The 26,759-nt window shown below is 72.7% G+C and carries 27 protein-coding genes; 12 read left to right on the top strand and 15 right to left on the bottom strand.

Annotated elements, in window-relative coordinates; all coding sequences use genetic code 11:
• Positions 1-24: 24 nt before the first annotated feature.
• Positions 25-1,674 carry a flavin-containing monooxygenase gene (locus ACYVGT_RS13260; protein WP_460857769.1) on the bottom strand — a complete coding sequence of 550 codons (1,650 nt, stop codon included), beginning with the start codon at positions 1,672-1,674 and terminating at the stop codon, positions 25-27.
• Between the two features lie 273 nt (positions 1,675-1,947).
• Between ACYVGT_RS13260 and ACYVGT_RS13255 the strand changes: the two genes are divergently transcribed.
• Genes ACYVGT_RS13255 through ACYVGT_RS13245 form a run of 3 tightly spaced genes read left to right on the top strand, consistent with a single transcriptional unit; the run spans position 1,948 to position 4,614 of the window.
• Complete coding sequence (locus ACYVGT_RS13255; protein ID WP_460857767.1) at positions 1,948-3,468, top strand: PTS ascorbate transporter subunit IIC; 1,521 nt, start codon at positions 1,948-1,950, stop codon at positions 3,466-3,468.
• A gap of 49 nt (positions 3,469-3,517) precedes the next feature.
• Positions 3,518-3,817, top strand: coding sequence for a PTS sugar transporter subunit IIB (locus ACYVGT_RS13250; protein WP_460857764.1), 300 nt, complete (start codon positions 3,518-3,520; stop codon positions 3,815-3,817).
• Positions 3,814-4,614, top strand: a complete 801-nt coding sequence (locus ACYVGT_RS13245; RefSeq protein ID WP_460857761.1) for a sugar isomerase domain-containing protein — start codon at positions 3,814-3,816, stop codon at positions 4,612-4,614. Before ACYVGT_RS13250 ends, ACYVGT_RS13245 begins: the two co-directional genes overlap by 4 nt.
• Before the next feature lie 73 nt (positions 4,615-4,687).
• On the opposite strand, the gene ACYVGT_RS13240 is transcribed toward ACYVGT_RS13245, so the two are convergent.
• From ACYVGT_RS13240 to ACYVGT_RS13230, 3 genes are all read right to left on the bottom strand, one after another.
• Positions 4,688-5,578 (bottom strand): sulfotransferase, encoded by an 891-nt coding sequence (locus ACYVGT_RS13240; RefSeq protein ID WP_460857759.1) that lies wholly within the window; start codon positions 5,576-5,578, stop codon positions 4,688-4,690.
• Positions 5,579-5,906: 328 nt separating this feature from the next.
• Positions 5,907-7,259, bottom strand: a complete 1,353-nt coding sequence (locus ACYVGT_RS13235; protein WP_460857756.1) for an MFS transporter — start codon at positions 7,257-7,259, stop codon at positions 5,907-5,909.
• A 218-nt stretch (positions 7,260-7,477) separates the two neighbouring features.
• A complete protein-coding gene (locus ACYVGT_RS13230) occupies positions 7,478-8,269 on the bottom strand; it encodes a DeoR/GlpR family DNA-binding transcription regulator (protein ID WP_460857754.1) in 792 nt (263 codons plus the stop codon).
• Between the two features lie 115 nt (positions 8,270-8,384).
• Between ACYVGT_RS13230 and ACYVGT_RS13225 the strand changes: the two genes are divergently transcribed.
• Genes ACYVGT_RS13225 through ACYVGT_RS13205 form a run of 5 tightly spaced genes read left to right on the top strand, consistent with a single transcriptional unit; the run spans position 8,385 to position 13,828 of the window.
• Complete coding sequence (locus ACYVGT_RS13225) at positions 8,385-9,074, top strand: HAD family hydrolase (protein WP_460857751.1); 690 nt, start codon at positions 8,385-8,387, stop codon at positions 9,072-9,074.
• Positions 9,071-10,792 (top strand): dihydroxyacetone kinase family protein, encoded by a 1,722-nt coding sequence (locus tag ACYVGT_RS13220; protein WP_460857748.1) that lies wholly within the window; start codon positions 9,071-9,073, stop codon positions 10,790-10,792. The genes ACYVGT_RS13225 and ACYVGT_RS13220 overlap by 4 nt, the downstream gene beginning before the upstream one ends.
• Positions 10,789-11,310: a ribose-5-phosphate isomerase gene (locus ACYVGT_RS13215; RefSeq protein ID WP_460857745.1), complete on the top strand. Its 522-nt coding sequence runs from the start codon at positions 10,789-10,791 to the stop codon at positions 11,308-11,310. Before ACYVGT_RS13220 ends, ACYVGT_RS13215 begins: the two co-directional genes overlap by 4 nt.
• A gap of 17 nt (positions 11,311-11,327) precedes the next feature.
• Positions 11,328-12,374, top strand: a complete 1,047-nt coding sequence (locus tag ACYVGT_RS13210; RefSeq protein WP_460857742.1) for a 2-hydroxyacid dehydrogenase — start codon at positions 11,328-11,330, stop codon at positions 12,372-12,374.
• Entirely contained in the window at positions 12,374-13,828 is a 1,455-nt protein-coding gene (locus ACYVGT_RS13205; protein WP_460857739.1) for an FGGY family carbohydrate kinase, read from the top strand. Before ACYVGT_RS13210 ends, ACYVGT_RS13205 begins: the two co-directional genes overlap by 1 nt.
• Before the next feature lie 117 nt (positions 13,829-13,945).
• Here the strand turns inward: ACYVGT_RS13205 and ACYVGT_RS13200 are convergent, their stop codons facing one another.
• The gene (locus ACYVGT_RS13200; protein ID WP_460857736.1) at positions 13,946-14,704 is read right to left on the bottom strand and encodes a hypothetical protein; all 759 of its coding nucleotides are present in this window, start codon (positions 14,702-14,704) and stop codon (positions 13,946-13,948) included.
• 169 nt (positions 14,705-14,873) lie between these two features.
• Entirely contained in the window at positions 14,874-15,701 is an 828-nt protein-coding gene (locus ACYVGT_RS13195; protein ID WP_460857734.1) for an RNA polymerase sigma factor, read from the bottom strand.
• Between the two features lie 200 nt (positions 15,702-15,901).
• On the opposite strand from ACYVGT_RS13195, the gene ACYVGT_RS13190 reads away from it, so the two are divergent.
• Both ACYVGT_RS13190 and ACYVGT_RS13185 read left to right on the top strand, forming a co-directional pair.
• Positions 15,902-16,729: a helix-turn-helix domain-containing protein gene (locus tag ACYVGT_RS13190; RefSeq protein WP_460857732.1), complete on the top strand. Its 828-nt coding sequence runs from the start codon at positions 15,902-15,904 to the stop codon at positions 16,727-16,729.
• Complete coding sequence (locus tag ACYVGT_RS13185) at positions 16,722-16,898, top strand: DUF397 domain-containing protein (protein WP_460857729.1); 177 nt, start codon at positions 16,722-16,724, stop codon at positions 16,896-16,898. Before ACYVGT_RS13190 ends, ACYVGT_RS13185 begins: the two co-directional genes overlap by 8 nt.
• A gap of 68 nt (positions 16,899-16,966) precedes the next feature.
• Here the strand turns inward: ACYVGT_RS13185 and ACYVGT_RS13180 are convergent, their stop codons facing one another.
• Positions 16,967-17,170, bottom strand: coding sequence for a hypothetical protein (locus ACYVGT_RS13180; RefSeq protein ID WP_460857725.1), 204 nt, complete (start codon positions 17,168-17,170; stop codon positions 16,967-16,969).
• Between the two features lie 269 nt (positions 17,171-17,439).
• Between ACYVGT_RS13180 and ACYVGT_RS13175 the strand changes: the two genes are divergently transcribed.
• A complete protein-coding gene (locus tag ACYVGT_RS13175) occupies positions 17,440-18,366 on the top strand; it encodes a TolB family protein (RefSeq protein ID WP_460857723.1) in 927 nt (308 codons plus the stop codon).
• A gap of 134 nt (positions 18,367-18,500) precedes the next feature.
• A complete protein-coding gene (locus ACYVGT_RS13170; RefSeq protein ID WP_460857921.1) occupies positions 18,501-19,274 on the top strand; it encodes an SIR2 family NAD-dependent protein deacylase in 774 nt (257 codons plus the stop codon).
• Positions 19,275-19,367: 93 nt separating this feature from the next.
• Here ACYVGT_RS13170 and ACYVGT_RS13165 read toward each other — a convergent pair whose 3' ends face one another.
• From ACYVGT_RS13165 to ACYVGT_RS13130, 8 genes are all read right to left on the bottom strand, one after another.
• Positions 19,368-20,003, bottom strand: coding sequence for a gamma carbonic anhydrase family protein (locus ACYVGT_RS13165; RefSeq protein WP_460857720.1), 636 nt, complete (start codon positions 20,001-20,003; stop codon positions 19,368-19,370).
• Positions 20,004-20,088: 85 nt separating this feature from the next.
• On the bottom strand, positions 20,089-20,619 hold the full coding sequence (locus ACYVGT_RS13160) for a glyoxalase superfamily protein (protein ID WP_460857717.1): 531 nt from the start codon (positions 20,617-20,619) through the stop codon (positions 20,089-20,091).
• Positions 20,620-20,826: 207 nt separating this feature from the next.
• Positions 20,827-21,195 (bottom strand): hydroxyphenylacetyl-CoA thioesterase PaaI, encoded by a 369-nt coding sequence (gene paaI, locus ACYVGT_RS13155; protein WP_460857919.1) that lies wholly within the window; start codon positions 21,193-21,195, stop codon positions 20,827-20,829.
• A 223-nt stretch (positions 21,196-21,418) separates the two neighbouring features.
• On the bottom strand, positions 21,419-22,105 hold the full coding sequence (locus tag ACYVGT_RS13150; protein ID WP_460857714.1) for a class I SAM-dependent methyltransferase: 687 nt from the start codon (positions 22,103-22,105) through the stop codon (positions 21,419-21,421).
• Positions 22,106-22,232: 127 nt separating this feature from the next.
• Positions 22,233-22,727 carry a GNAT family N-acetyltransferase gene (locus ACYVGT_RS13145; protein WP_460857713.1) on the bottom strand — a complete coding sequence of 165 codons (495 nt, stop codon included), beginning with the start codon at positions 22,725-22,727 and terminating at the stop codon, positions 22,233-22,235.
• A 35-nt stretch (positions 22,728-22,762) separates the two neighbouring features.
• Complete coding sequence (gene ispH / locus ACYVGT_RS13140) at positions 22,763-23,977, bottom strand: 4-hydroxy-3-methylbut-2-enyl diphosphate reductase (protein WP_460857711.1); 1,215 nt, start codon at positions 23,975-23,977, stop codon at positions 22,763-22,765.
• Between the two features lie 99 nt (positions 23,978-24,076).
• A complete protein-coding gene (locus tag ACYVGT_RS13135; protein ID WP_460857709.1) occupies positions 24,077-25,246 on the bottom strand; it encodes a family 2 encapsulin nanocompartment cargo protein polyprenyl transferase in 1,170 nt (389 codons plus the stop codon).
• Positions 25,247-25,275: 29 nt separating this feature from the next.
• On the bottom strand, positions 25,276-26,691 hold the full coding sequence (locus ACYVGT_RS13130; RefSeq protein WP_460857707.1) for a family 2B encapsulin nanocompartment shell protein: 1,416 nt from the start codon (positions 26,689-26,691) through the stop codon (positions 25,276-25,278).
• Positions 26,692-26,759 lie beyond the last annotated feature (68 nt).

Here is a 26,759-nt window from a genome sequence, read left to right as displayed (position 1 = left end):
GCCGGCGGCACCGCGTTCGGCCGCTCAGGCCAGCGCGAAGCCCCGGTAGCCGTCTTCGGCCACCTGGGTGCACAGCTCCCGATAGGGTCCGACGCCGCCCACGTAGGGGAGCAGGCGGCGCGGCTTGCCGGGGATGTTCGCACCGACATACCAGGAGTCGGCCTGCGGGTAGAGCGTGAGCGCCGCGGCGTCGGCGACGTGCTGCGTCCACTCCGCCTGCGCCTGCGGGGTCGCCTCGATCGTGCGGGCGCCGCGGTCGCGCAGCCCGGCGATGCAGTCGGAGATCCACTCCACGTGCTGCTCGATGGAGACCAGCATGTTGCTCAGCACCGACGGACTGCCGGGCCCGGTGACGGTGAACAGGTTCGGGAAGCCGGCCGCCGCCAGCCCGAGGTAGGTCTCCGGGCCGCCGGCCCAGGCGTCGCGCAGGCTGCGGCCGCCGCGTCCGTGCACGTCGACCGCTGCCAGCGCGCCGGTCATCGCGTCGAACCCGGTGGCCAGCACGATGTCGTCGGCCGGCCGTTCGCGGCGGCTGGTGCGCACGCCCCGCTCGGTGATCTCCGCGAGCGGTTCGCTGCGCAGGTCGACCAGGTGCACGCCGTCCCGGTTGTAGGCGGCGTAGTAGCCGGTGTCGAGGCAGGGCCGCTTCGTGCCCAGCGGGTGGGTCGTCGGGCAGAGTGCCTCGGCGGTGGCCGGGTCGTCCACCTCGGCCCGGATGCGGCCGCGGACGTAGTCGGCCACGGTCCGGTTCGCCTCGGCGTCGGTGAGGATGTCGGTGAAGCAGCGCAGCGCGCCGAACAGGCCGCCCTCGCGCCACATCCGGTCGAACTCCGCCTGCCGCTCCGCGGGCCCCACCGCCAGCGCCGAATGCTGCGGATCGGTGCCCGGCACCCCCGAGTGCGACGCGCGGGCCGCGGCCCGCCGCTGCGGCGACCGGCGCCGCGCCGCGTCCAGGGCCTGCGGCGGCAGCGGCGCGTTGCGGGCCGGCAGGCTGAAGTTGGCGGTGCGCTGGTAGACGGTGAGTTCGGCCGCCTCGGCAGCGATCAGCGGGATCGCCTGGACCGCCGATGAGCCGGTCCCGATCACCGCGACCCGCCGGCCGGTGAAGTCCGCGCCGCCGTGCGGCCAGCGCGCGGTGTGCAGTGTGCGTCCGGTGAACCGCGCGCTGCCGCGCAGCCGGGGGTCGTTCGGTACCGACAGGCAGCCGGTGGCCATCACCAGGTGGCGGGCGCGCAGCACAGCGCCGCCCTCGGCGCGCACCCGCCACAGCGCCTCCCCCTCGTCGAAGGCGGCCGCGGCGGCCCGGGTGCCGGTGGTGATGCGCGGATGCAGCGCGAAGCGGTCGGCAACGTGCCGGATGTAGGCGAGGATCTGCTCCTGGTCGGGGTAGCGGTGGGTCCAGTTCCAGTCCCGCTCCAGCTCGGGGGAGAACGAGTAGGAGTAGTCGATGCTCTCCACGTCGCAGCGCGCGCCCGGGTAGCGGTTGCGGTACCACGTGCCGCCGATGCCCGGCTCGGCCTCGATGGCGTGCGCGTCCAGGCCGAGCCCGGCCATCCGGTGCAGCAGGTACAGGCCGGCGAAGCCGGCGCCGACGACGAGCGCGTCGAGGGTGCGGTCGGGGAGCGCGGCGGAGGCGTCCGGGGAGGAGGACGGAGCGGGGGGCGCGGGCGGCATCGAGGGGCCTTTCGAGCCGGGGTCCGGTTCTCCGCAGTCTCAGCCCGGGTGCGGCGCGGGTCAACGGTCCCTGCCCCCTCCCCGGCGGGCCTTTCGGTGATTCATTCCGGAATCGTGATGGAATCGGTCTCTGACTGATACCTCGGGCCTGGGGCTGCAGGGGAGGGTGGGGGACCCGTTGTGTTCCGGCCGCCGCTCCGGCCAGGTCTGCGGGACCGCCCGACCCTGTCTGCCCTGTCTGCCGAATCCCCCGACCCGACCGGCGAGGCGCCCATGGACGTGCTGCTGAACGCGCTCATCTGGATTGCGAACAACGTCTTCGGACAGGTCGCGATCCTGATCGGACTGATCACGCTTCTCGGCCTGATCCTGCAGCGCAAGCCGGTCGAGGACGTCGTCGGCGGCGCGATGCGCGCCGTGCTGGGCATCGTCATCCTGTTCGTCGGCGTCGACCTGTTCAGCGGCGGCCTGGCCGACTTCCAGGCGATCGTCTCCAGCGCCGTGGGCGCGGAGCCGCCGGCGTCGCAGAACACCCTGGACGCCTTCCTGAACTCGCACGGCGGCACTATCGCGCTGGTGATCACGCTGGGGTTCATCATCCACATGCTGCTCGTCGCCGTGTTCCCGGCGGCGCGCTACGTGTACCTCACCGGGCACCTCATGTTCTGGGTGAGCGTCGTCATCACCGCCTGCCTCGTGGAGGCGTTCGGCGACCTGCCGCAGTGGACGCTCGTCGTCAGCGGCTCGATCCTCATCGCCTGCTACTGGACACTGCAGCCGCTGTGGATCGCACCGTTCATGCGCAAGGTCACCGGCCGCGACGAGTTCGGCCTCGGCCACACCACGTCGGTGCTGGCGCTGGTCACCGCGGTTGCGGCCAAACCGCTCGGCGATCCGGAGCGGCACAGCACCGAGAAGCTGAAGCTCCCGCGGCAGCTCTCCTTCTTCAAGGACGTCAACGTCAGCACCGCGCTGGTGATCGGCGCGATCCTGCTGGTGTCGATGGCCTTCGCCGACCAGGGCGTGGTGGCCGAGGCGGCCAACAACTACGAAGAGGGCATCGACCCGTGGGCGTGGGGTGTCATTGCCGGCTTCCGGTTCGCCGCCGGCATCGCGATCCTGCTCTACGGCGTGCGCATGTTCCTCGCCGAAATCGTGCCCGCCTTCAAGGGGGTCAGCGACAGGCTCATCCCCGGCTCCCGGCCGGCGCTGGACATCCCCACCATCTTCCCGTTCGCGCCCACCGCCGTCATGGTCGGCTTCGTCTCCAGCACCGCGGTCTTCCTGGTGCTGCTGGGGGTTTTCGCCTGGGCCGGCTGGTTCACTCTGGTCCCGCCGATGATCATGCTGTTCTTCGGCGGCGGCGCGGGCGGAGTCTTCGGCAACGCGGTCGCCGGCTGGCGGGGCGCGGTCTTCGGCGGGGTGCTCAACGGCATCGTGCTCGCCGTGGGCCAGGCCCTGTTCTGGGCGCCGCTCAGCAACACCGCACCGGAGCTGTCCACACTGGCCGACCCGGACTGGTACCTCATCATGGCGGTGCTGCTGCCGCTGTCCGGCATCGCGCCGACCGTGTGGGTGGCCCCCATCGCCGTCGGCGTGCTCACCGTCGCGGTGCTGCTCTGGCTCTCCCGGCGCAGCCGCGGCGCCGGCGCGGCCGAAGAGCCGGGCGGGTCCGGCGGGGCAGGCTCCGGCGGCCGGATGACCGAGGACGAGAAGGAGCGGCTGCGCGCCAAGGGGCGCGAGCGGATGCGCGGCAAGGGCGCCGAGGGCGGTTCGGGAAAGGGCGGCGGCTGACTGCAGCCGCCGGGCAGCACTGCACAGGACAGATCAGAGAGGGGCGCGGATGTCGCGGTCGGAGCCGTTGGCGGTACTTGCGGTGTGCGGGGTCGGTATGGGGTCGAGCCTCATCCTGAAGATGACGGCGGAGGGCGCGCTCGCCGACCTCGGCGTCGCGGCGAAGGTGGAGAACACCGACGTCACCACGGCCCGCGGGATGACGGCCGACGTCGTCATCGGACAGGGCATGCACACCGGCGACCTGGACGGCCTCGCCCCGGTCGTCCTCGCGGTCGACGACTTCCTCGACCGGGACGGCCTGGCGCGCGACCTTCGCGGCCCGCTCGCCGACCAGGGGTGGCTGTGAGCGGCGGGGGAGCGCCCGGGGCGGGGGCCGGTTCCGGCGGCCCGGACGGCTCCGCCGACGGCGGGTCGTTCGACGCCGGCGGCCTCGGTGCGCGGATGCGCGGCCATCTCGCCCGGGTGGAGGAGGCCAACGCGGCTGCGGTGGGCGAGGTCGCCGACCTCGTCGTGGAGCGCGTCGTCCAGGGCGGCGGCGTGGTGCTCGCCGCCGGCTCGGGCCACTCGCTGATCGCCGTCGCCGAGGCGTTCTTCCGCGCCGGCGGGCTCGCTCCGGTGAAGCCGGTCTACGATCCCGGGCTGCTGCCGCTGCACGGCGCCGCGGAGGCCACCGCGGCCGAGCGGAAGAGCGGCCTGGCCGCGCGGGTGCTCGCCGAGACGGGCTACCAGGAGAGCGACATCCTCGTCGTGTTCTCCACCTCCGGCGTCAACCCCTACCCGGTCGAGCTGGCGCGCGAGGCGCGCGAGCGCGGCATCCCGGTGGTGGCCGTCACCTCGCGGGCGGCGTCGGCCGCGGCGCCGCGCCGCGCCGGAGGCACGCTGGCCGAGGAGGCCGACATCGTCATCGACACGCTGGTGCCGCCCGGCGACGCGACCTACCCGGAGGCGGCGCCGGTGACCGCCCCGGTGTCCAGCCTGGCCAACGCCTACCTGTGGGACCTTCTGCTGGCGGCGGTCTACGACCGGGCGCAGGCAGCGGGCGCCGAGCCGCCGCTGTGGCGCTCGGCCAACGTCACCGGCGGCGACGAGGCCAACAAGCGCCTGTTCAGCCGCTACGCGCCGCGGATCCCCGAACTCGACTGAGGCTGCGGCCGGCCTGCACCTCCGTGCAGGCCGGCCGCCAGCACGCCGGGCCGCGGCGCGCCGCCCGGCAGGGTCAGCGCGCGGCCGAGGAGCGCTCGACGTAGCCGAGCCGGCCCAGTTCGGTGCGGGCCACCGACATCACGTCGGCGTGCTCCTCCGAACTCAGCCTGGGCCGCCGGGCCGTGTTCTCCGCGGGCATGAGCTCCAGAGCCGACACCTTCGCGCCGGTGAACGCCCGCAGCTGCTCGGCCGTCTCCACCTCCGAGCCGGAGATGTCCTCGTACCGCAGCGTCATGAGCCGCTCCGCGCTCAGCTCCGAGCGCAGCCGGGCTGACAGCCGCACGGCACCCCGCCAGCGCAGCGCGCACTTGGCCGCCGTCGACAGGTGCTGGTAGCGGTCGCGCTCGTCCCCGGTCTCGACGCCGAAGAACGGGTGCGGGAGGTCGCCGTCCAGGCGCACCGCGCCCGGCCGGAACCAGCCGGTCTCCCGCTCGTCGCCGAGCATCTCCGCTACGGCCTCCCGGCCGTCCCGGATGACCTGGACGAACGCGGCGTCGGCGAAGGCCGCGGAGAGAACCGGCGCGCTGTAGATCAGGTCCCGACTGGCGTCACCGTAGGCAGTGATCTGGGCCGCGTGCTCGCACGGCTCGGCCGAGGCGCGGGCGCTGTAGGCGGTGCCCGGGCAGAACGGGCAGGTGGGCGGAGTCAGCTGCCAGGATTCCGCGAAGGCGTCCCGCAGCAGTGCGGCGGCGCCGGACGAGCGCTCCTCCGCCACCCCCGGTTTGCGCGCCACCGTATAGACCGCGCCGGACACGGCCGGATGTCCGGCCCGCAGCAGCACCCCCGGGGCGCGGCCCAGCGCTCCGGCGACGAGATCGGTGCCGGAGTGCGGCGCCCCGATGACGAATACCGGGCGCCTGACCTTCGCCCCGTTGACAACGAGGATGTACGGCGGCTGCTTCATGTTGGTCGATTTTTGCACTCTTTGCCGGACTCCGGGGCGTGCCCCGCCGCCGAATCCGCGGCGCCCGCGGCGGTTGGGGCAGGTCGGCCATTGATAGGGGGATGTTGGAGGAAATGTACCGTGTCGAGGCCGTGTCGGAACGGGTTGCCGCCCGTGACCTGACCCGCAGTTCGGCGCGGTGCAGCGCTTCGATGCGGGGCAGTCCGGCAGCCGGATCCGCGCGGCTTGGGCCCGGCATGCGCCGAGGCGCCCCCGGGTGTCCCGGGGGCGCCTCGGCGGAGGACGGCGCAGTGCGCCTGGGTGCGTGCCCGCGGTGAGCGGGCCCGGATCAGCGGGCGGCAGCCGGAGCGGCGCCGCCGTCCTGCTCGGCGATGTCCTGGAGGGCGACGCCCTCCTCGATCTTGGCCTGGGTCTCCTCGGGGATCTTGAGGAACCAGGCGAGGATCGCGGCGATCACGTACATGACCGCGAAGATGATGACCACGGTGGCGGCGCCGAGCGGCAGGAAGAGGCTGACGATCGCCGGGCCGACGAAGGTCGCGGCGCCCGCGCCGAAGTTCAGCAGCGCCATGGCGCCGCCCTTGTTCTCCGGGGCCATCGACGGCAGCAGCGCCGAGATCGGGACGAAGCCGGCCAGCGTGGCGCCGTAGAACGCGCCGGTGAGCAGTGCCAGCCAGTAGTGGTCCGGGCCGGCGGCCAGCGGCAGGAAGTACACCGCCAGGATGCTGATCGAGCAGCCGATGGCGCCGAACCAGAAGATGGTGTTGCGCCAGCCGAGGCGGTCGCTGATCACGCCGAAGATGAGGTTGAAGAAGATGTTGGTGCCGTAGATGACCGACACGAGGAACAGCCAGCGGCTCTCGCCGAAGCCGATGTCCGTGGCGAAGATCGTCGGGAACATGACCAGCATGCCGAACTGCGGCGCGGTGTTGATGACCCGCACGACCATGCCCATGCCCACGCGCGGGTTCTTCCACGCGATCGAGAAGCTGGACATGAGGCTCTGGACCGGCTTGACGCCCTCGGGGGCCAGGCGCTGGTAGCCGGTGCGCTCGCGGACGCCGAGCAGGCAGATGAGGCCGCCGACGGCGATCACGCCGAGGGAGAGCCACAGCGTGCCGTAGTGGCCGAAGACCGGGTTGGTGAAGCCGGCGACGAGCGAGCCCAGGGTGGGCAGGCCGCCGGTGAAGGCGAAGTAGAACCAGCCGACCGCCGCGCCGAGCCGCTGCGGGTTGGCGATGGCGGTGATCCACACCAGGAACCCGAAGGCGAACATCGGATAGCCGAATCCGCGCAGGCCGTAGAAGAGCATCATCAGCGGGAAGCTCTCGATGGTCACGGCCACCAGGAACAGGGCGTGGAAGACGACCCAGATCCCCAGGCCGATGAGCATCACCCGGCGCGGGCCCCACAGCTCCGACAGGGCGCCGGAGAGCCAGGACGCCAGCATCACCGCGACGCCGTAGACGGTCACCACGTAGGAGGCGCGGATGTCGTCGCCGGCGCCGTTGGCAGCCATGAACGGCGCGATGAACCCGGACTCGATGCCGTCGCCGATCATGAAGATCAGCAGGCCGACGTAGCCCAGAGCCAGGGGGATCGGAAGCCCGGCGCGCTCCAGCAGCCGGGCCACCGGCCCGCGCCGCTGCGCGGCTGCGGGTGAAGTGGGTGTTGCGGTCATGTGTCCTCCAGACGAGATCCGGAGCACATCATGGACTTTGTGAAGTTAACATGCAACACGAGAACGTGATCAGTTTTCATCACATCTCGGTGACGGGGGTCATACTGCCGCGCCCGCGCCGCGGCCCGGGGCCCCGGAAGCCCTTGCGGCTGCGGCGGTCCGGCGTCCAGCGGCCGGCGCCGCCCCGGCCGCGCGGCCGCATCGCCGGGCGGCGCAGATCACCAGGGGGCGACTTCCACCGCGGCGTGCTGGCCCGCCTCCTCCGCCAGCTCGGGCGGGGTGTCGGCGTCGACGATGAGCCGGTCGTAGTCGCTCAGCGGTGCCAGCCGGTGCAGTGCGGGCCGGGGCATCTTCGAGGAGTCCATCAGCAGCACGCGCGTGGAAGACGCGGCGAGCATCGCCCGCTTCACCATCACGATCTCGGGCTCCTGGTGGAAGGTCATGTCCGCCGTCATCGACGAGGTGGAGACGAAGGCGATGTCCACCGTCAGCCGCTCCACCGCCTCGATGCAGGCCATGCCGATGAAGGAGTCGTGGGTGCCGGAGTAGTCGCCGCCGATGCAGATCAGCCTGATCTCCTCGGCGCCTTTGAGGGCCTCGATCGCCCCCAGGTAGTTGGTGGCCACGGTGAGCGGGCCCAGGTCGGGCAGCAGCCGGGCCAGTTCCAGGGCCGAGGTCGAGTCGTCGAGCAGCAGCGACATCCCGGGCTCGATGTGCGCCGCGGCCGACCGCGCGATCGCCGCCTTGGCCTCCACGTGCGCGCCGCGCCGGTACTCCTCGTTGCTCTCGAACACGGTCGAGGGCAGGGCGGAGACGCCGCCGCGGAACTTGCGCAGCAGGCCGCGGCGGGCGAGTTCGTCGAGGTCGCGGTGGACCGTCATGAGGCTGACGCCGGTCAGCTCGACCAGCTCTGCGGCCGAGGCCGACCCCTGCGCGATCACGTAGTCGGTGATGCGCTGCTGCCGGATCGTGCGTGAACGCGTGCTCCCGCCGGATGTCGCCTTCGTCATGTGAACCAGGATTGCGCATCGGGGCGTCCGGGTGTGCGCTGGGGCACGACACCGGCCGTGACAAGTAACAACTACCATGTTAACTTCGCGTTGACTTTGTGAAAGGGGTCTATCGATGACACTGGGCGCGGTCGTCTTCGACATGGACGGGGTCCTTGTCGAGAGCGAACACCTCTGGGAGGAGAACTGGGCGGCCTACGCCGCACGGCACGGGGTCGAGTGGACCCCCGCCGACACCGCCACCTGCCAGGGCAAGAGCGCTCCGGAGTGGGCGGCCTACCTGGCCGAGCGCAGCGGCGTTCCGGACCGGGCCGAGGAGGCCGAGCACGCCGTCGTCGACGGGATGATCGCCGCCATCGGCGAGGGCCGCGCGCCGCTCATCGAGGGCGCCGACGCGATGGTGCGCGACGTGGCCGCCCAAGCCCCGATCGCGCTCGCGTCCTCGGCCGCCCGCCGCGTCATCGATGCGGTCCTCGACGCCTACGCCCTGACCGGGCACTTCACCGCCACGGTCTCCTCGGCCGAGGTGGAGCGGGGCAAGCCCAGCCCCGACGTCTACCTGGAGGCCGCCTCCCGGCTCGGCCGCAGCGGTACCGAGTGCCTGGCCGTGGAGGACTCCGGCAACGGCATCCGCGCCGCGGCCGCCGCCGGCCTCACCGTGATCGCCCTGCCCAACCCGGAGTACCCGCCCAAGGCCGAGGCGCTGGCGCTGGCGACCGACGTCGCCAAGGGCGCACCGGACGCCAGCGGCAAGCTGCTCGCCCGCCTCGGCGGCGAGCGCGCACCCCAGGAGGTGAGCGCATGACCGTGCTCGGCGACCCCACCACCTTCAAGCGCGACTGGCTCGACGGCTTCGCCACCGCCTACGGGCGGACCGTGCGCAAGGTGCCCGGCGCCTACGGCGTCGTCGCCCGCAGCCAGCGGCCCGGCAAGGTCGCCGTCGTCATCGGCGGCGGCTGCGGCCACTACCCGGCCTTCGCCGGCCTGGTCGGCCCCGGCCTCGCCGACGGCGCCGTGGTCGGCGACGTCTTCACCAGCCCCAGCGCCGAGCAGGTCTACCGGACCGCGCGTGAGGCCGACAACGGCGCCGGCGTCCTCTTCGGCTACGGCAACTACCAGGGCGACGTCCTGCACTTCGGGCTCGCCGCGCGCCGCCTGGCCGCCGAGGGCATCGACAGCCAGACCATCCTGGTCACCGACGACATCGCCTCCGGCCCCGCCGAGGCGCCGGAGAAGCGCCGCGGCGTGGCCGGCGACTTCCTCGTCTTCAAGGTGGCCGGCGCCGCCGCCGAGCGCGGCGACGACCTGGCCGGCGTGCACGCGGCCGCGGTCAAGGCCAACGACGCCACCCGCACCTTCGGCGTCGCCTTCGGCGGCTGCACGCTGCCCGGCGCCGCCGAGCCGCTGTTCACCGTCGCCGACGACGCGATGGAGATGGGCCTGGGAATCCACGGCGAGCCCGGCGTGCGCACCGTCGGCCGGCTCGGCGCCGAAGCGCTCGCCGACGAGCTCGTCGACGGCCTGCTGCCCGAGCTGCCCGGCTCCGGCCGCGTGGTGGTGCTGGTCAACGGCCTCGGCCGGACCAAGTACGAGGAGATGTTCGCGGCCTTCCCGCGCATCCACCAGCGCCTCCTCGACGCCGGCCTCAGCGTGGTCGACAGCCAGGTCGGCGAGTTCGTCACCTCGCTGGACATGGCCGGCATGTCCCTGTCGGTGATGGTGCTCGACGACGAGCTCGCCGAGCTCTACGCCGCGCCCTGCGACACCCCCGGCTACGTCAGCACCGGCGCCGTGCTGGAGCAGGTCGCCACCGAGCGCACCGTCGACGCCGGCCTGGAGCGCCCGGACACGGCCGCCGCGGCCGGCCCGGTCGACCGCGGCCTGACCGCCGCCATGGTCCGGATCGAGGAGAACGAGGAGGAGCTCGGCCGCCTCGACGCGGTCGCCGCCGACGGCGACCACGGCCTGGGCATGGTCCGCGGCATCCGCGCCGCGGTCGCCGCCGCCCGCACCGCCGAGCAGGGCGGCGCCGCCCCCTCCGAGGCCCTGCTGCAGGCGGGGACCGCGTTCGCCGACGCCGCCGGCGGCGCCTCCGGAGCCCTGTACGGGGTGCTGCTGGCCGAGACCGGCGCCGGACTGGCCGGCATCGCGCCCGGCGCGGTGTCCCCGGCCGCGGTGTCGTCCGCCGCCGACGCCGCCGTCGCCGCCTTCACCGAGCTCGGCAAGGCCGAAGTCGGTGACAAGACGATGCTCGACGCCATCGAGCCGTTCCGCGCCGAACTCGCCGCCCGCGCCGCTGCGGCCCCGGCGGACGCCGGTCCGGACGCCGCAGCGGCCGCCTGGACCGCCGCTGCCGCCACCGCGCGCAGCGCCGCCGCCGCGACCGCCGACCTGAGCCCCGCCAAGGGGCGCGCCGCCCGGCTCGCCGCCCGCAGCAAGGGCCACGCCGACCCCGGCGCGACCTCGTTCGCCCACCTCGTCACCGCCGTCGCCGAAGCGGCGGCCCCGGAGGAGACCGCATGAGCACCGCTGACGCGCCCCTGCGCATCGTCGTCGCCGCCGACAACGCCGGCGCCGACCTGAAGAACCGGCTCGCCGATCTGCTGCGCGGCGACGACCGCGTCGCCGAGGTCATCGACGTCGGCGTGGCCGACTCCTCCGACCCCACCGCCTACCCTGACCTGGGTGTCGCCGGCGCCGAGACGATCGCCCGCGGCGACGCCGACCGCGGCGTCTTCGTCTGCGGCACCGGCATCGGCGTCGCCATCGCCGCCAACAAGGTCACCGGGATCCGCGCCACCGTCGCCCACGACGCCTACTCGGCGGAGCGGTCGATCAAGTCCAACAACTGCCAGGTGATCACCTTCGGCGCCCGCGTCATCGGCGCCGAGCTGGCCGAGAAGCTGCTGACCGACTGGGTCGGCTACCGCTTCGACCCCGCTTCCGCCAGCGCGGAGAAGGTCGCCCGCATCACCGGCTACGAGAACACGACCGGCAACGGCACCGCCGCGGACACCACCGCCGGCACCGGCTGCGCCTGAGCACGAGAGGAACAACCATGCGGATCCTCGCCGCTGGAGACGAATTCGTCCGCACCCCGCTGCTGACCGCGGCCGTGCGCGACGCCCTGGGCGACCAGGCCGCCCCCGAGATCACCGAGCTCACGCTGCCCTGGCCGGTCGAGCCGTTCGGCCCCGTCGGCAACGTCAACGAGGCCAGCGGCACCGAGCAGCAGGTCATCGACGCCCTGGGCGGCGCCGAGGCGGTGGTGACCCAGATGGCGCCGTTCACCGAGAAGGTGTTCGCCGCCGCCCCCGACCTCAAGCTGGTCTGCGTCAGCCGCGGCGGGCCGGTCAACGTCGACCTGGAGGCCGCCACCGAGGCCGGCGTCACCGTCACCTTCGCGCCCGGCCGCAATGCCGCCGCAGCCGCCGAGTTCGCCATCGGCATGCTGCTGGCCGCCATGCGCCGCATCTCCACCTCCTCGGCCGAGCTGCTCGGCGGCACCTGGCGCGGCGACTACTACGCCTACGACAACGCCGGCGTCGAGCTTGAGGGCACCACCGTCGGCCTCGTCGGCTACGGCGCGATCGGCGCCCGCGTCGCCAAGGTCCTCGTGGCCTTCGGCGCCCATGTGCTGGTCTCCGACCCGTTCGCCGACCCGGCGCAGATCACCGCCGTCGGCGCCGAGCCCGCCGAGCTGGACGACCTGCTGCGCCGCAGCGCCGCGGTCAGCCTGCACGCGCGGCTCACGCCGGACACGCACCACCTGATCAACGCCGAGAAGCTGGCGCTGATGCCGGAGGGCGCGGCGCTCGTCAACTCCGCCCGCGGCGGCCTGCTCGACTACGCCCCGCTGCCCGAGGCGCTGAAGTCGGGCCGGCTCGGCGCGCTGGCACTGGACGTCTACGACGTCGAGCCGCCGCCCGCCGACTGGGCGCTGCGCGACGCGCCGAACGTCATCGCCACGCCGCACCTGGCCGGCGCCAGCCGCCAGACGGCCCAGCGCGCAGCGCAGATCGTCGCCGCCGAGGTCGGCCGCTACGCCCGCGGCGAGAAGCTGGCCCACGTCGCCAACCCCGACGTGCTCGGGGCGCAGGGCTGATGATCGTCGGGGTCGACATCGGGACGTCGCTCACCAAAGCGGTGGCGTTCGGGCCCGACGGCCGCTCGGTTGCGCACGCCGGCGCAGCCTCCGCGCTGCGCCGGCTGCCCGGCGGGCGCGTCGAACAGGACCTCGACGAGGTCGTCGGCACCGTCGCCCGCGTCGTCCGCGAGGTGACCGGGCAGCTGGCCGGGCGCGGCGAGCGGATCGAGGCGCTCGCCCTCACCGGGCAGGGCGACGGCCTCTGGCTGCGCGATGCCGAAGGAGGCGCGGTCCGCCCGCCGGTGTCCTGGCAGGACGGCCGCGCCGCGGGCCGGGTTGCCGCCTGGCAGGCCGACGGCACGGCCGATGCGGTCTACCGGCGCACCGGCGGCGGCCTGTTCCCCGGCGGAATGGCGGCGCTGCTGGCGCACCTGGACGCCGAGGAGCCCGAGTCGCTCGACCGGGCGGCGGTCGCCGGATACTGCACCGACGCGGTGGCGCAGCGGCTGACCGGCCAGATCACCGTCGACGTGTCGGACGCGTCGCTGCCGTTCCTCAACCCTGCCACCCGCGCCTACGACGCCGGCGCGCTGGAGGCGGTCGGCCTGGGCCACCGGCGCGGTCTGCTTGCCGAGCCCGCGCGGGCGGGTTCGGTGCTGTCCCTGAACGCGGACGGTGCGCGCCTGCTCGGCCTGCCGGAGGGGCTGCCGGTTGCGGCCGGCCCGTTCGACATGCCGGCCTGCGCGATCGGGGCCGGTGTGCGCGAGCCCGGCGACGGGGTGCTGATCGCCGGCACCACGCTCGCCTGCCAGGTCCTGCAGCAGGGGCCGGTGATCTCCAGCGGTGAGGCGGCCGGGATGCTGCTGGCGCTGCCGGAGCAGGACCGCTACCTGCGGGCGATGGCGGCGATGGTGGGCACGGCCGGGCTCGACTGGGCGTGCGAGCTGGTCGGCGTGCAGGTCGAGGAGACCGACGCGCTGCTGGCCGAGTCCCCGCCCGGTGCCGACGGGGTGGCGGCGCTGCCGTTCCTGTCGGAGTCGGGGGAGCGGGCGCCGTTCGTTGATTCGGCGGCGCGGGCCCGGTTCACCGGGCTGACCCTGCAGCACTCCAAGGCCGACCTGGTGCGGGCGCTGTGCGAGTCGGTGGCGTTCGCTGCCCGGCACTGCCTGGAGGAAGCGGGTCTCACCGGCACCCTGTACGCGTGCGGGGGAGGGGTGCGCTCGCGCGAGTGGACGCACATCTTCGCCGACGTGCTGGGCCGGCCGGTTACCGTGCCGGACGATCCGGGCGTGGGCGCCCGTGGAGCAGTCATCGCGGCGGCCCGTGCCCTGGGCGCGCCGGTCGACGAGGAGCGCTGGGCGGCGCAGTCCCACACGGTGGCTCCGCGGGCTGAGCTGGTCGGGTTCTACGACGCGGCGTATGCGCGCTACCGCTCGTCGGTGGACTCCGCCCGCCTGGAGTGGGCTGCCTGAGCGGCGCACGGTCGCGTCCGCGATCGCGCAGCCGCCCGCACGCGGCCGGCGGGCCACCGCTGACCTGAATCCAGGAGCGGTGGCCCGCCGGAGCATGCTTCGGGCGAGGGCGGAGTGTTAGACCAGTTCCTCGGTGATGGTCTCGGCGATTCCGTTGCCATCCACCTCGACGGTGGCGTGCACGGGCATGTCGCTCTGGAGCGCGCTCTCGAAGGTGTCGATGTCGCAGGGGACGGTGCCGGAGCCGTCCTCGGGCGGGGTTCCGTCGGCGCAGGCGTAGATTCCGCCGAGGATCTCGGTCTCTTCAGAGACGAAGAAGGCCTGGCCGTCGATGATGTATTCGCCGGGGGCGAGGTATTCCACCTGCCCCGACAAGCTGGCCGCCGATTCCCCGCCGCCAGCTCCGTCTTCCGGAACATCCACGTTGCCGGAGCCGCCGTCCGGGCTCTCCGAGTCGCCGTTGTCATTCAGGTACTCGGTGATCGTGTCGGCGTTGCCCTCCACGACGTCGACCTCGGCGAATACCGGCATGTCGCTCTGGAGTGCGCTCTCGAAGGTGTCGATGTCGCAGGGGACGGTGCCCGATCCGTCTTCGGGCGGGGTTCCGTCGGCGCAGGCGTAGATTCCGCCGAGGATCTCGGTGTCCTCCGTGACGAAGAAGGCCTGGCCGTCGATGATGTATTCGCCGGGAGCCAGGTATTCCACCTGACCCGACAGCGTCTCCGTCACGTTGCTGGAGTCCGCATCCTGGGCCTCGCTCGCACTGCCCTGCAGATCCGCAGACGCCTGTTCCAGGTTGGCGCAGCCGGACGCGCTGACTGCCAGCAGGCCGGCGGCGAGAAGGGCCAGGAAGCTAGGGCGGGAACCGAGTCGCATCTTGTCCATTTCTTCTGAGGAAGTGGCTCTACACCAGTGTTGACGCGCCCTGGGGGCCAACGGTTCGCCCGATTAGGCAAGTGAAGCGGGATTTCGTTTCGATCGTGCTCATAGCTGCACCTTCAGGGCGTTCGAAGGCCGGCGCTTCCGCACGTCCGGCTGCCGTTGATCAGGATTGGGCCGCGAGGTCGAGGCGGCTGCGGATGGTGGCCCAGGTGGTCTTGTAGGTGCGGGCCAGCGCGGTGATGGACACGCCGGACGCATGGAGTTCGCGCAGGCGCTCGGGGGTGACGCCGAGGTCGCGGCGGAGCCGGCGGCGGGATTTCGGGGCCGGGCGGCGGGAGCGGAGGCGTTCGCGCTGGCGGATGGCGATGACGGTGACGTTCTTGTGCCGGACGCCCATCTTGGACCGGACGTCGTTGCCCCAGGGGCGGGTGGGGGTCTCGTGTTCGTGCCAGAGGGCGAAGAAGGCTTTGCGGGCGCGGGAGAGCAGCGAGTAGTAGGAGGACGTGGGCAGGTTGAGCGAGGCGGCTGCGGCGGCGTAGTCCTCGTGTTCGGCCAGGGCGAGGATGAGCTCGCGGTGCCGGGGGGTCAGGACGCGCCAGATCTGGGCGAGCGCGCGCCGTTCGACGACGGGGTTCTCGGGCGACGCGGTGGGCAGCGCGGTCAGCGTCCAGAACCGCTCGAACCCAGGGGCGGGTCCGTCGATGGTCCGGCCGCGGAACGACCAGTCCTTCCGAGAGGCTTCAGCAATGGCGGTCCAGGCGGCGCCGAGCAGGTCCTTCTCGGTAGGGGATCCGGCGGCGGCCATCAGGTGCTCGGCGATGGCGGACCAGGCGGTGGACTTGCGCTCCTGGATGTCGAGCGCGCACGCGTACCGATAGCGGAAGGCGGCGATGCGGGCGAGGCGGAGGAGGTCGTCGGGGGTGTAGCCGTGGATGTCGGTGGGGTCGCCCTGGTCGGAGCCGGTAGTGGATCCCGTGCACTGGAGTGCCATGTCGTTTCCTTGTTGCACTCGGCAGCGAGAACCGATGACCGCATTTTCGCCCATCGGGAGCCGCCTAGACGGTAAAGCCCCTCGTGGGGCTGCCATCTACGCTGGATCAACCGGGTTTCGGGCATCAAGGAAACAAGGAAGAGCGTTCTTCAATGTCGATCCCGGTGGCGCATAGTTGCCAGTTGTTGTTTCCTTGTTGTATGGCAGACAAGGTGCTTCCGGAGTGGACCCCCTTCGGTACCGAGCTGCGCCGACTCCGCAAGGAGCAGGCATTCTCGCAAGGCTACGTGGGCCGCCGCCTCAGCGTGACCGGAGCAATGATCGGTCATTTCGAGCGTGCGACCCGACCGCCGAACTATAAGCAAATGCGCAAACTGGACCAGATCTTCTCATTGAAGGACAGTTCTAGTGCTCTGCCCTCACTCTGGGAGGAAGCGACCCGGGACCACAGCGTTGCCCCCTGGTTCAGGGACGTCTTGGAGGTCGAGCGCAAGAGCGAGGAGATTCGCGTCTACGAGCCGATCCTCGTCCCCGGCCTTCTGCAGATCGGCGCTTACGCCAGGGCTCTGGTTGACGCCTGGCATCCGCGCATCGCCCCTCACGCCGCGGAGGCAATGGTCGAGGCCCGCATAAGTCGGCTGCCTCAGCTACTCGACCGTGGAGCTCGGCCGCTGCTCTGGTTCGTCGTCGACGAGATCGTCATTACCCGCCCGATCGGAGGCCGGGGCGTTTTCGCTGAACAGCTGCGCCATATCGCCACCCTCATTGAAGAGGGGACCATACGATTCCAAGTGCTCCCGACCGGCACCATCCACCCCGCGCTCTGTCCGCCCTACCGTCTGATGACGTTGAGCGAGCGCAACACCCTGCTGTACGTCGAACACGCATATGGTGGGCACACGGAGCGAGATCCAAAGCATGTCGGCCCAATGATGGGCCGGTTCGGCGCCATACAAGCGGATGCGATGTCGCGGGAGGCGTCATTGGCGCGCCTGCGCGAAGCCGAGAAGGAGATGCGCGATGCCTGAGTGGCGGAAGTCGAGCTACAGCGGCGGCAACGGAGGCGACTGCGTCGAGGCCGCGGTTAGTACAACCTCCCTCATCCGGGACACCCGGCACCGGGAAGCGGGCCACCTAGAGGTCGACGCCGCCGAATGGCGCGCCTTCCTCACCGCGGTCCGCGCCCACCAGCTTTAAGCCACTCAGCCGTGGGCGCGGGCCGCATTCACCAGCCAGCCCGCGCCCACGGCAACACCAACGGCTCTTCAGCCCCCAGCCTCGGGACCGCCGGTCTTGTCTTGCGTCCCGATAGATGTCCCGGCCCCGGGCCCGCCGTCCTTTTCCTGTGTGCCGATGGACGTCGCGCTACCGGGCCCGCCGCCCTTGTCGGCTGCAGCCGGCGCCGCGGCAAACCCGATCGCGGCTGCCGCGATGACGATCGCCGCGGCCGCCTTAGCGATGGTGCGCATGGCTTTCTCTCCCTCGAACTGCTGGAACGACTGGTGGCACGGTTCCACCGTCGCGCGGCGTCCTTACACCGCGCTTGCATGGCCGCGGTGGCGATGGTCTCGGGCCGCCAGCAGAGCCACTTCTCCCTCGCGCGCGGATCCCTGCAGGTGGGGGATGGTTCGGGCCGGTCCGCATGCGGACAGGGGCGCAACCGCGGGTGCGGGGGGTCCGTCCTCTCCCGACACGGCGTCCCGACGGGGGCCGCCACCGTGAGTGAGAGGTGATGGGAATGACGCACACCCCCGGAACGGGGCACCGGTTCGTCGGGCTCGCCGCAGTCGGCGTGCTGGCAGCAGCGGCACTGACCGCCGCAGCCGGCGCCGCAACCGCGGAGACCGGTACAGCCGCCGAGCCGCCGATCGTGTTCGGAGCCGAGATCGACGGCACCGCCGGCCTGTACACGATCACCCCGGGCGGGAAGATCCAGCAGCTCACCACCAGCGGCCGGAGCGCCGCCGAACCCGACTGGGCACCCGACCGGTCCGCCGTCCTGTTCAGCTCCGACCGCGGCGGCGCCAGCGGCCTGTTCAGCGCCGACGCCGGAACCGGCGACGAAACCGAGGTCACCGCCGACCTCGCCGAGCAGCACGACCCCGCCTTCGCGCCGAGCGGCGACGAGATCGCCTACACCGACACCAGCCCGCGCCGCCCGCCGGAGACCAACGGCATCTACACCGCCTCCGCCGACGGCACCGGTGCCTCCCAGCTCACCGAAGGCGGCCGCCAGCCGGCCTTCGACACCGAAGGCACCTGGATCGCCTTCGCCGGCACCGGCGGCGCCGACGACACCCTCTACCGCGTTCCGGCCGCCGGCGGCGACCCCGAGCTGCTCGTCGAAGCCGGCGGCGCCGAAGTCGCCCACCCCGAGTGGCGCCCCGACGGCGTCGGACTGCTCTACACCGAGCACGCCGGCGACCAGTCCCGGATCATGGTCGCCGGCCGCGACGGCGGCGACCCGCGCCCCGCCGCCACCGTGCCCGGCGGCGCCGGCGCCGCATCCTTCTCGCCCGGCGGCGACAAGGTCGCCTTCGCCGGCGACGCGGGCGACGGCAACGGCGTCTACACCGTCGAAATCGGCGACGGCAACGACCCTGGCACCCCCGACAAGGTCGCGGACCTCCCCGCCACCGGCCCGGTGGACGTCGACTGGACCTGACCCCCGGCGCCGGAGCACTGCGGGGGCCGTGCTCCGGCGCCACCCCGGCCCCTGCCCGAGGCGCGGCCGCGTTCCAGGACGCGGCGGTGGCACAATGGCCACGCCGCACGCCGATCGGGGAGAACGGGGAGACCATGGTGCCCACGGGGCTGGCCGAGGCCGAGGAGCTCATCGCCGGGGCGCGGCGGATCGCCGTGCTCACCGGAGCCGGGATCTCCACCGACTCCGGCATCCCCGACTTCCGCGGCCCCGAAGGCGTGTGGACCAAGAACCCCAGCGCCGAGGCCCTGTTCGACTACGACACCTACATGGGCGACGTCAACGTGCGCCGCGAAGTGTGGGCCCTGCGGCGCGCCAACGCCGCCTGGACCGCGCGCCCCAACGCCGCCCACCTCGCCCTGGCCGAACTCGACCGCGCCGGCCGGCTCACCGCGCTCATCACCCAGAACATCGACGGCCTGCACCAGAAGGCCGGCACCGATCCCGAACACGTCCTCGAAGTGCACGGCACCATCCACGAAGTCGAGTGCATGCGCTGCCACGCGCGCACCGACACGCCATCGGTGCTGTCCCGGCTCGACGAGGAGTCCGACCCGCACTGCACCCGCTGCGGCGGCATCCTCAAGACCGCCACGATCTCCTTCGGCCAGCGCCTCGACCCCGAGGTGATCGACGCCGCCGCGCGCGCCGCCGCAGAAGCCGACCTCTTCATCGCGATCGGCACCTCGCTGGCCGTCCACCCGGCGGCGGGCCTGTGCGACGTGGCGATCGACAACGGCGCGCCGCTGATCATCGTCAACAACGAGCCCACCCCCTACGACCAGGCCGCCGCAGCCGTCGTCCGCCACCCCATCTGCGACGCCGTCCCCGGCCTGATCCGCGTCGCGATCGACGAAGCGACCATCTGACCGGGTGAAGGGCCGTTATTCGGGCCCTGGCCAATGACGGCAGGAGCGTGCAGGCAGCGCTGAATCCGGCAATCAAGGGCTCCTGGCGCGGCCCTATTCCACGGCCTCATCGTCGGAGTGCGCGCCGAACTCGGCGACGCGCACCTCAGCGACGCGCTCATACCTGCTGATTCGGTCGGTCCACTCTGCCTCGACGCCGAATGCCGCCTGCGTGAAGCCCACCTTCGCGATGGCCTCTGCCAGGTCCGGATCGCTGGGGGCCAGTACCCGCAGCGGCGCGTCGAGCGCCACGGTGTGCGGCGGGATGAAGAACTCGTCCGGTACAACGGCTCGCGCGTGGACGAGGGCGCCGACAGCGACAACCGCGCCGGCACCCAACCGCGCGTCCTGCAGGACCGTCGCGGCGGTCGCCGCATAGACGCACCTGCCGGCCTCGCAGCCCAGCAGCGTCGCGTGCGGCCCCACGAAGACGTGATCACCGACGAGCACCGGCTGATCGCCGGCGGCCGCAGACGCGCGCAGTACCGCGTTCTCGCAGATCACCACCGCTTCTCCGACCTCGACCCGCGATCCCTCGGCGTCGAGCACCGCGCCGTACATAACCCGCGCCCTCGGCCCCACGCGGACATCGCCGACAAGCGTGGCTGTCGGGGCGACGTAGGCGGTGGGATCGACCTGCGGTTCTTGCCCGCGATGCCGGATGCGGATTCCCTGCGCTTCAGCGACCATGATCGGAGTCTCGTCCGACGAGCCGCACGCTGCTGGCGGATTTCAGACATTGCCGTGGGCGGGGCGGCGGATGCGGTCGTATCCGTCAGGCACCGGGCTCGCAGAGGCGCAGGATGTTGCCGAACGGATCGATGATTTCCATCGTGGGGCCCCCGGGCGCATCGCGGTCAATACCAGGCCGCAGTCGCGGGTGGTGCCGGGCTGTCACCTCGGCATGGAGGGCTTTGAGGTCACCCACGGGAATCCAGACCACCGACCCCGGTGTGCCGTCGCCGTGGTGCTCGGAAAGGTCGATGGTTGCACCGTCGCGGTGAATGCGCATGTAGAGCGGCATTCCGGACTCGAAGCGGTGCTCCCAGTCGACGGTGAAGGCGAGGTAATCCAGGTAGAAACTACGGGCGATGGCCTCGTCCTGAATACGGAGCACCGGGACTGGCACGCCTACCCCCGGGCTGGTCGGAGCAAGGGTCGCGTGGGCAGTGTTCCAGTCAGAAAAGCCGAGTTGGCTGGCAACAACTTCCAGCGTGCGGCTGTGTGAGAGGTCAATCCCGTCATCGGAAAGGCTTCGCCGGAGCGCACGTGCGGCCGCCTTGGCTTCAGCGATAGTCGTCTGCATGCTCGCCTGTCTTATCCCGATGCCCTGCTGGGTCGGTGCTCGCGTTGCCGGCCTCGGGCACCGTAATCACGGGAGCCTGCGACTGGTCTCCTGCTCGACGTGTTCACCTCACCGAGTTCGTCGGCGCGAGCGGCGGGCCACATCGAAACCCACGCCCACGTTACCGACGTTCTGTGCGCGGAGCATTGACCGCTGCCAGGTGAGCGGTCAGCGCCCGATCGTGCGGCTGCGGCCGCGGAACTCCGCGACGGTGCGGTCCCCAGCGGTCACCGTGACGTCGTAGACGCCGCTCCGGCCGAACCGGGTCCGCTCCTCGGCCGTTGCGGTGAGCACCTCGCCGGCGTGCGCGGGCGAGGTGAACACGATGTCGGCGCCGGCCGCCACCGTCACCGGCCCCCGCGAGTTGCAGGCGCACGCGAACGCGGAGTCGGCGAGCAGAAACACGTATCCGCCATGCGCCATCCCGTGCCCGTTGACCATGAGCTCGGTCAACGGCATGCGCAGCACCGCCCGCCCCGGCGCCAGCTCCACCGCGTCGATACCCAGGGCACCCGACGCCGCGTCGGCCGCGAGCATCGCCCGTGCCGCTTCAACACCCTCCGCGGACGCGGCGTCCTCGGCGGCGGTCGTGTCGGCGGGAAACTCCGAACTGGCCTCCGCGCCGGCTTCCGTGTCGGTCATTCCGCCGCCTTCCGTAGTTCGCGTTGGGCCGTCGATGATCCTTCCCTGACGGGGCGCGGGCCAGCTCTCCCGCTCGGGCCGCGTCTCGCCGGCGGACGTCGACCGCCAACCGGGGCGGTCACGCGCTCGCGGTCAGCAACTGTCCGCCGCCGTCGTTAGCGACCCGAGGGCTGGACAGGCCGGCCTCGCGGGCGAGGCCAAGCAATTGATCGTCGCGGTAGAAGTGTCCATGGCTGGCGACCGGCTCCGGAGCGGCATATGTTCCCCGCAGCTCGGGCGCCGTGGTGTAGACGGCGATGCGTCCCCCTGAGGTGAGGACGCGCTGGGCCTCCTGGAGTGCGGCCACAGGCGAGTCAAGGAAGAAGAACACCACCGACATCGACACAGCGGTGAACGATGCGTCCGGAAAGGGGAGGCGGTCCGCGCCCGCCAGCACCACTGTGCTGCCCGGAGCCCGTTCCTGCGCGAGCCGCACCATGTCCTCGCTGTGGTCGATGCCGCTCGCTGCCGCACCGAGTTCGAGGGCGTCACGGAGCAGCAGGCCGCCTCCGCACCCGACATCGAGGAGGCGATCGCCGGAGTCCAGCGCGAGCGCGTCCAGGATGGCGCGGCGGGCAAAGTCGTGCACGTCGTCAGCCCCGTAGACGGCACGCGCCCTGTCCCCGGACGGCCGACGGGCGACACGGTCGATGACCCACGCCTCGAAGGCATCGCCGGGGAGCCCGCTGGACTCCCAGGCGGCGCGGTCGTCGGCCTCAAGGCCAAGCTTCTCGAAGACCTGTTCCCGCGAACTCGAGTCACTCATGGCTTCATGACTAGCACTGGCGGTTAGCATCTGTCAGCTTGCGGGGAGCAAGTAAGTCGACGGGTCTGCGTTCAGGCCGGTGCTGCCGCGCCAGCCCTGCGGCCAACCGGCGCCTCCCGGGCGGCCCTCAGCCGCCCGTGGCGGTCTTGGTGTACTCGACCTTGTCCTGGCCCTCGCCCTCCAGCCGATCCCCGAGAACCCAGCCGCACGCCTCATAGAACGACGTGGCCCTGGTGTTGTCCGGGAAGGTCTCCAGCCGGATGGTCGGGTACTGGGCGAGGAGCGTTTCTTCCGCGTGCCGCAGCATCAGGCGGCCCAGCCCTCGCCGGTGATGATCGGGGGCGACCATCATCAGGTCGACCGTGGGGCCGTCGAGGATGGAGACGCCGACGATCCGGCCATGCTGGCTGAGGCAGTACACACCACCGCGCTCCAGGTGGCTCTTCACGTGCGCGTCCGAAGCCCCACTGCCGATGAACCAGTCCACTGCCTCGTCGCCGAGGAACCCGCGGTAGCAGGTGTCGATCGTGCGACGCGCGAGCGCCTGGAGATCGCCCAGGTCTTCTGCGGTCGCAGGGCGGATCGTGGGACGGGACTCCTCGGGCGACACAGCGGTTCTCATTCCACGGCGAAGGCTGGATCCTGACGTTATCCGCCTCACCCCTGCTGCAGCGCCGACGGCAGCGAGAACTGGACGGTCTCCCTCGTGGTCGTGTGCTCAGCGACGTCGACCGGCCCCAGCCCGCCGAGGGCGGCTACCACTGCGTCGACGAGCGAGGGGGGCGCCGAGGCGCCGGCGGTGAGGCCGACAGTGCCGGCCCCGGCCAGCCACTCGGGGCGGATGTCGCCGGGGCTGTCGATGAGGTGCGCCGGGGTGCCGCCGCGTTCGGAGAGCTCCACCAGGCGGACGGAGTTGGAGGAGTTCGCCGACCCCACCACCAGGACCAGGTCCGACTCGGCCGCTACCGCGGCCAGCGCCTCCTGGCGGTTGGTCGTGGCGTAGCAGATGTCGTCGGAGGCGGGCCCGCGCAGCAGCGGAAAGCGTGCCCGCAGCGCGGCCACCACCGCAGCCGTCTCGTCCACGGCCAGCGTCGTCTGGGTGAGGTAGGAGACCCGCGCGGGGTCGGCCACCTCCAGATGCTCGACATCCTCCGGGCGCTCGACCAGCACGGTGCGCTCCGGGGCCTCGCCGAGCGTGCCCTCCACCTCCTCGTGGCCCGCGTGCCCGATGAGGACGACGGTGTCGCCGCGCCCGGCGAACCGGCGGGCCTCCACGTGCACCTTGGCGACCAGCGGGCAGGTCGCGTCGACCACGTCCAGTTCGCGGCGGCCGGCGTCCTCGCGGACCGCGGGGGAGACGCCGTGCGCGGAGAACACTGCGGGGGCGCCCTCCGGCACGGCGTCGAGCTCGTCGACGAACACCGCGCCGCGCCGCTCCAGGTCGGCGACGACGGTGGTGTTGTGCACGATCTGCTTGCGCACGTAGACGGGTGCGCCGCGCTGCTCCAGCAGCCGCTCCACCACCTCGATCGCCCGCTCCACACCGGCGCAGAACGACCGCGGGGAGGCCAGCAGCACCCGCCGGCGGGCCCCGGCGACCGCTGACCACTCGGCGAACAGCGTCTGCGCGGCCGCGGCGGTGCCCCCGCCCGCGACCCCGATTCCGACGTCGGCGGGGGCACCCCGGTGGGTACCGCCGAACACCGCCGTCCGGGCGCCGGCGGCGCCTGTTCCGTCGGCACCGAGCGGCCCGGCGCGGACCGCCGAGCCCAGCCGGGCCGCGTGCCCGCGCAGCAGGACCGCTGCAGGGCTCGGCACGGTGCGGCCGTCAGCGGTGCGCAAGGTGTCGGCGATGAGCAGGGTCTGGTCCACGGGTGCGGTCCTCCGAAGTTCGGGCTCGGTTGCTGCGGCGGGGTCGTGCGGGCCAGGGCAGTGCCGCCGAACGGGCGGCCGGCCCGGGCGGCCCGCGGTTCAGGTGTCGCGGCGCGCGGCCATCCGGGCGAGCGCCTCCAGTTCGCGCCGCGCGGGGCCCTCCGGCGCGGCCGCGCGCAGCGCCCGGCCGGAGGACTCCAGCAGCTCGGTGGTGCGTGCCACCGCCCACCGCCGGCCGCCGGCCTGCTCCACCAGCGCCGCAGCCCGCTCCGTGTCGTCGCGGGTGAGCGCCGCTTCCGAGCGGTAGAGCGCAGCGAGCTCCGCGGCCGGCGCGGTATCCGACTCCAGAGCGGCCACGACCGGCAGCGTCTTCTTCCTGCTGAGCAGGTCGGAGTGGACGGGCTTGCCGGTGGAGTCCGGGTCGCCCCAGATCCCGAGCAGGTCGTCGGCGATCTGGAAGGCGAGCCCCATCTCAGCGCCGAACGTGTGCAGCGCCATGGTCTGCGCAGGGTCGGCGCCGCCGAAGACCCCGCCGAGGCCGGTGGCGCAGGACATCAGCGCCCCCGTCTTGTCGCAGGCCATGCGGGCGCACTCGGCCAGCTGCACGTCGGTGCGGGACTCGAAGCCCAGATCGGCCGATTGCCCGCCGATCAGGGACTGCACCGCCCCGGCGAGGAGGCGGCCGCCCTGCGGTGCGCACCGCAGCCCGCTCTCCGCGACCACCTGGAAGGCGAGTGTGAGGAGCGCGTCACCGGCCAGGATCGCCGGGCCGGCGCCGAACACCGTCCACGCCGTGGCCCGGTGGCGCCGCGTGGTGTCGCCGTCCATCACGTCGTCGTGCAGCAGCGAGAAGTTGTGCACCAGCTCCACGGCGACAGCGGCCGGCAGTGCTGCGCGGCCCGAGCCGCCGACGGCCTCGGCGCAGAGCAGCACCAGGGCGGGGCGCAACACCTTTCCGCCGCCCTCCTCGGTGGGGCGGCCTTCGGCGTCGCACCAGCCGAAGTGGTAGCCGGCGATGCGCTGCATGGACGGCGGAAGCGTCGCGACCGCCGCGCGCAGCTCGGGCTCGACCGCCTCCCGCGCCTCGACCAGGATCCGGTGCGCCGGACGCGGCAGCGGGGCCGCGCCCGCGGTGCGCCGCGCGGGGTTCGGGGGCCCGGCCGCGGCGGCTGCGGCGGATGGCGGGGTATCGGGGCCGGCTCCGGCGCCGGCGGAGCCGCTGGACGGGGCGCCGGACGGGGCGCCGGTGGCGGATTCAGTGGTGGACACGGATCCTCCCGGTTCGTGCATCGGGGCGGTCAGCGGCCGAGCTCCACGTTCTCCAGGACGCCGAGGGCGTCGGGAACCAGCACCGCGGCCGCGTGGTAGGCGGTGACGAGGAAGCGGCGGATCGCGGCGGGGCCGATGTCCATGGGGCGGACCGACACTCCGGGCGCGTACTCGTCGGGCAGGCCGGCCCGGTGCAGGCCGATGACGCCCTCGTCGTCTTCGCCGGTGCGCAGAGCCAGGATGGAGGTGGTCCGCGCACCGCTGATCGGGATCTTGTTGTTGGGCAGGATCGGCACACCGCGCCAGGAGGCCGCGCGCACGCCGCCGACGTCGGCGGACTCCGGGGCCAGGCCGCGCCGGCTGCACTCGCGGCCGAATGCGGCGATCGCGGCCGGATGCGCCAGGAGGAAGTGGGTCTTGCGGCGGCGGCAGAGGAGCTCGTCCAGGTCGTCGGGGCCGGGCGGCCCGGCGCGGGTGCTCAGGCACTGCCGGGGGTCGGCGCTGTGCAGCAGGCCGAAGCCCGCATCGTTGAGCAGGTCGTGCTCCTGGCGCTCGCGCAGCGCCTCCACGGTGAGCCGGATCTGCTCGTCCTGCTGGTCCATCGGGTCGCTGTACAGGTCGGCCACACGGGTGTGGACGCGCAGCACCGTCTGCGCCGTCCCGAGCAGGTACTCCCGCGGCGCCGGGTCGTAGTCGACGTAGGTGCCGGGGATCTCCCGTTCGCCGCTGTGCCCCGCGCGCAGCGCGATGGGCGCCTCCCCGTACTTGTTGCCGGCCGGCGCCCGGGCGGCGCGCGCCCGGCGCAGGTGGGCGGCCAGCGCCGGGGTGCGGCCGGCGGCCGCATCCAGCGCCTCCCGGCTGAGCGAGAGCACGGTGCACGCGGTGGCGGTGCGCACCGTCGAGTCCCACTCGGACTGGCCGGAGAGCGCGCCCGCCGGGGCGGCGAGGTCGCCGCGGGAGAGCCGGGAGAGGACGACGGGGTCGCCGTACTCGCCGGTGCCCACCCGCTCCAGCTTGCCGTGCGCGACCAGCAGGATCCGGTCGGCGGGGCGCCCGGCCTCGGCCAGCACCGCGCCCGGGCCGTGCCGCTCGGCGGTGAACGCCGCGGCGGCCGCCTGCAGGGCGGCCATCCCGGCTTCGCTGCCCTCGTCGAGGCCGCGCAGCAGGGCGAGCCCGCGCAGCCCGGCGGGGAGCACGGTGCACTCACCGGCGTCGATCAGGACCGGGACCCGGCCGTCGCCGGCGGCGCTGATGAGCCGGCGGTTCACCCGGTAGGCGCCGCCGCGGGCGTCCACCCACGGAAGCATCCGCAGCAGCCACCGCGGAGTGGTCTCGCTGGTGCCGGGCGGTGTCTTGGTGGTGGTGGCGAGTGTCCGGGCCGCACCGGTGCCCAGGCTCTGGGCCGGTCGGTCCGGGGGCGCGGCGGACAGGGGCGGATCGGACATCGGCGTTTCGGGCATGCTGCACCGTTCGTCGTGTCGTGCGGGAAGCGGGTTCGGCCCGGGGCGGGGCG

The organism is Nocardiopsis coralliicola, assembly GCF_054779695.1.
This window is presented reverse-complemented; position numbering and strand designations above follow the sequence as displayed.

Excerpts from the sequence above, each read along its gene's own strand:
- ACYVGT_RS13250 (WP_460857764.1), top strand. The coding sequence starts at position 3,518 with ATGTCGCGGTCGGAGCCGTTGGCGGTACTTGCGGTGTGCGGGGTCGGT.
- ACYVGT_RS13145 (WP_460857713.1), bottom strand. The coding sequence starts at position 22,727 with ATGAGAACCGCTGTGTCGCCCGAGGAGTCCCGTCCCACGATCCGCCCT.
- ACYVGT_RS13165 (WP_460857720.1), bottom strand. The coding sequence starts at position 20,003 with ATGGTCGCTGAAGCGCAGGGAATCCGCATCCGGCATCGCGGGCAAGAA.
- ACYVGT_RS13190 (WP_460857732.1), top strand. The coding sequence starts at position 15,902 with ATGGCAGACAAGGTGCTTCCGGAGTGGACCCCCTTCGGTACCGAGCTG.
- ACYVGT_RS13200 (WP_460857736.1), bottom strand. The coding sequence starts at position 14,704 with ATGCGACTCGGTTCCCGCCCTAGCTTCCTGGCCCTTCTCGCCGCCGGC.
- ACYVGT_RS13220 (WP_460857748.1), top strand. The coding sequence starts at position 9,071 with ATGACCGTGCTCGGCGACCCCACCACCTTCAAGCGCGACTGGCTCGAC.
- ACYVGT_RS13175 (WP_460857723.1), top strand. The coding sequence starts at position 17,440 with ATGACGCACACCCCCGGAACGGGGCACCGGTTCGTCGGGCTCGCCGCA.
- ACYVGT_RS13240 (WP_460857759.1), bottom strand. The coding sequence starts at position 5,578 with ATGAAGCAGCCGCCGTACATCCTCGTTGTCAACGGGGCGAAGGTCAGG.
- ACYVGT_RS13170 (WP_460857921.1), top strand. The coding sequence starts at position 18,501 with ATGGTGCCCACGGGGCTGGCCGAGGCCGAGGAGCTCATCGCCGGGGCG.
- paaI (WP_460857919.1), bottom strand. The coding sequence starts at position 21,195 with ATGCTCGCGGCCGACGCGGCGTCGGGTGCCCTGGGTATCGACGCGGTG.
- ACYVGT_RS13215 (WP_460857745.1), top strand. The coding sequence starts at position 10,789 with ATGAGCACCGCTGACGCGCCCCTGCGCATCGTCGTCGCCGCCGACAAC.
- ACYVGT_RS13205 (WP_460857739.1), top strand. The coding sequence starts at position 12,374 with ATGATCGTCGGGGTCGACATCGGGACGTCGCTCACCAAAGCGGTGGCG.
- ACYVGT_RS13225 (WP_460857751.1), top strand. The coding sequence starts at position 8,385 with ATGACACTGGGCGCGGTCGTCTTCGACATGGACGGGGTCCTTGTCGAG.
- ACYVGT_RS13150 (WP_460857714.1), bottom strand. The coding sequence starts at position 22,105 with ATGAGTGACTCGAGTTCGCGGGAACAGGTCTTCGAGAAGCTTGGCCTT.
- ACYVGT_RS13255 (WP_460857767.1), top strand. The coding sequence starts at position 1,948 with ATGGACGTGCTGCTGAACGCGCTCATCTGGATTGCGAACAACGTCTTC.
- ACYVGT_RS13185 (WP_460857729.1), top strand. The coding sequence starts at position 16,722 with ATGCCTGAGTGGCGGAAGTCGAGCTACAGCGGCGGCAACGGAGGCGAC.
- ACYVGT_RS13180 (WP_460857725.1), bottom strand. The coding sequence starts at position 17,170 with ATGCGCACCATCGCTAAGGCGGCCGCGGCGATCGTCATCGCGGCAGCC.
- ACYVGT_RS13195 (WP_460857734.1), bottom strand. The coding sequence starts at position 15,701 with ATGGCACTCCAGTGCACGGGATCCACTACCGGCTCCGACCAGGGCGAC.
- ACYVGT_RS13260 (WP_460857769.1), bottom strand. The coding sequence starts at position 1,674 with ATGCCGCCCGCGCCCCCCGCTCCGTCCTCCTCCCCGGACGCCTCCGCC.
- ACYVGT_RS13130 (WP_460857707.1), bottom strand. The coding sequence starts at position 26,691 with ATGTCCGATCCGCCCCTGTCCGCCGCGCCCCCGGACCGACCGGCCCAG.
- ACYVGT_RS13210 (WP_460857742.1), top strand. The coding sequence starts at position 11,328 with ATGCGGATCCTCGCCGCTGGAGACGAATTCGTCCGCACCCCGCTGCTG.
- ACYVGT_RS13235 (WP_460857756.1), bottom strand. The coding sequence starts at position 7,259 with ATGACCGCAACACCCACTTCACCCGCAGCCGCGCAGCGGCGCGGGCCG.
- ACYVGT_RS13160 (WP_460857717.1), bottom strand. The coding sequence starts at position 20,619 with ATGCAGACGACTATCGCTGAAGCCAAGGCGGCCGCACGTGCGCTCCGG.
- ACYVGT_RS13230 (WP_460857754.1), bottom strand. The coding sequence starts at position 8,269 with ATGACGAAGGCGACATCCGGCGGGAGCACGCGTTCACGCACGATCCGG.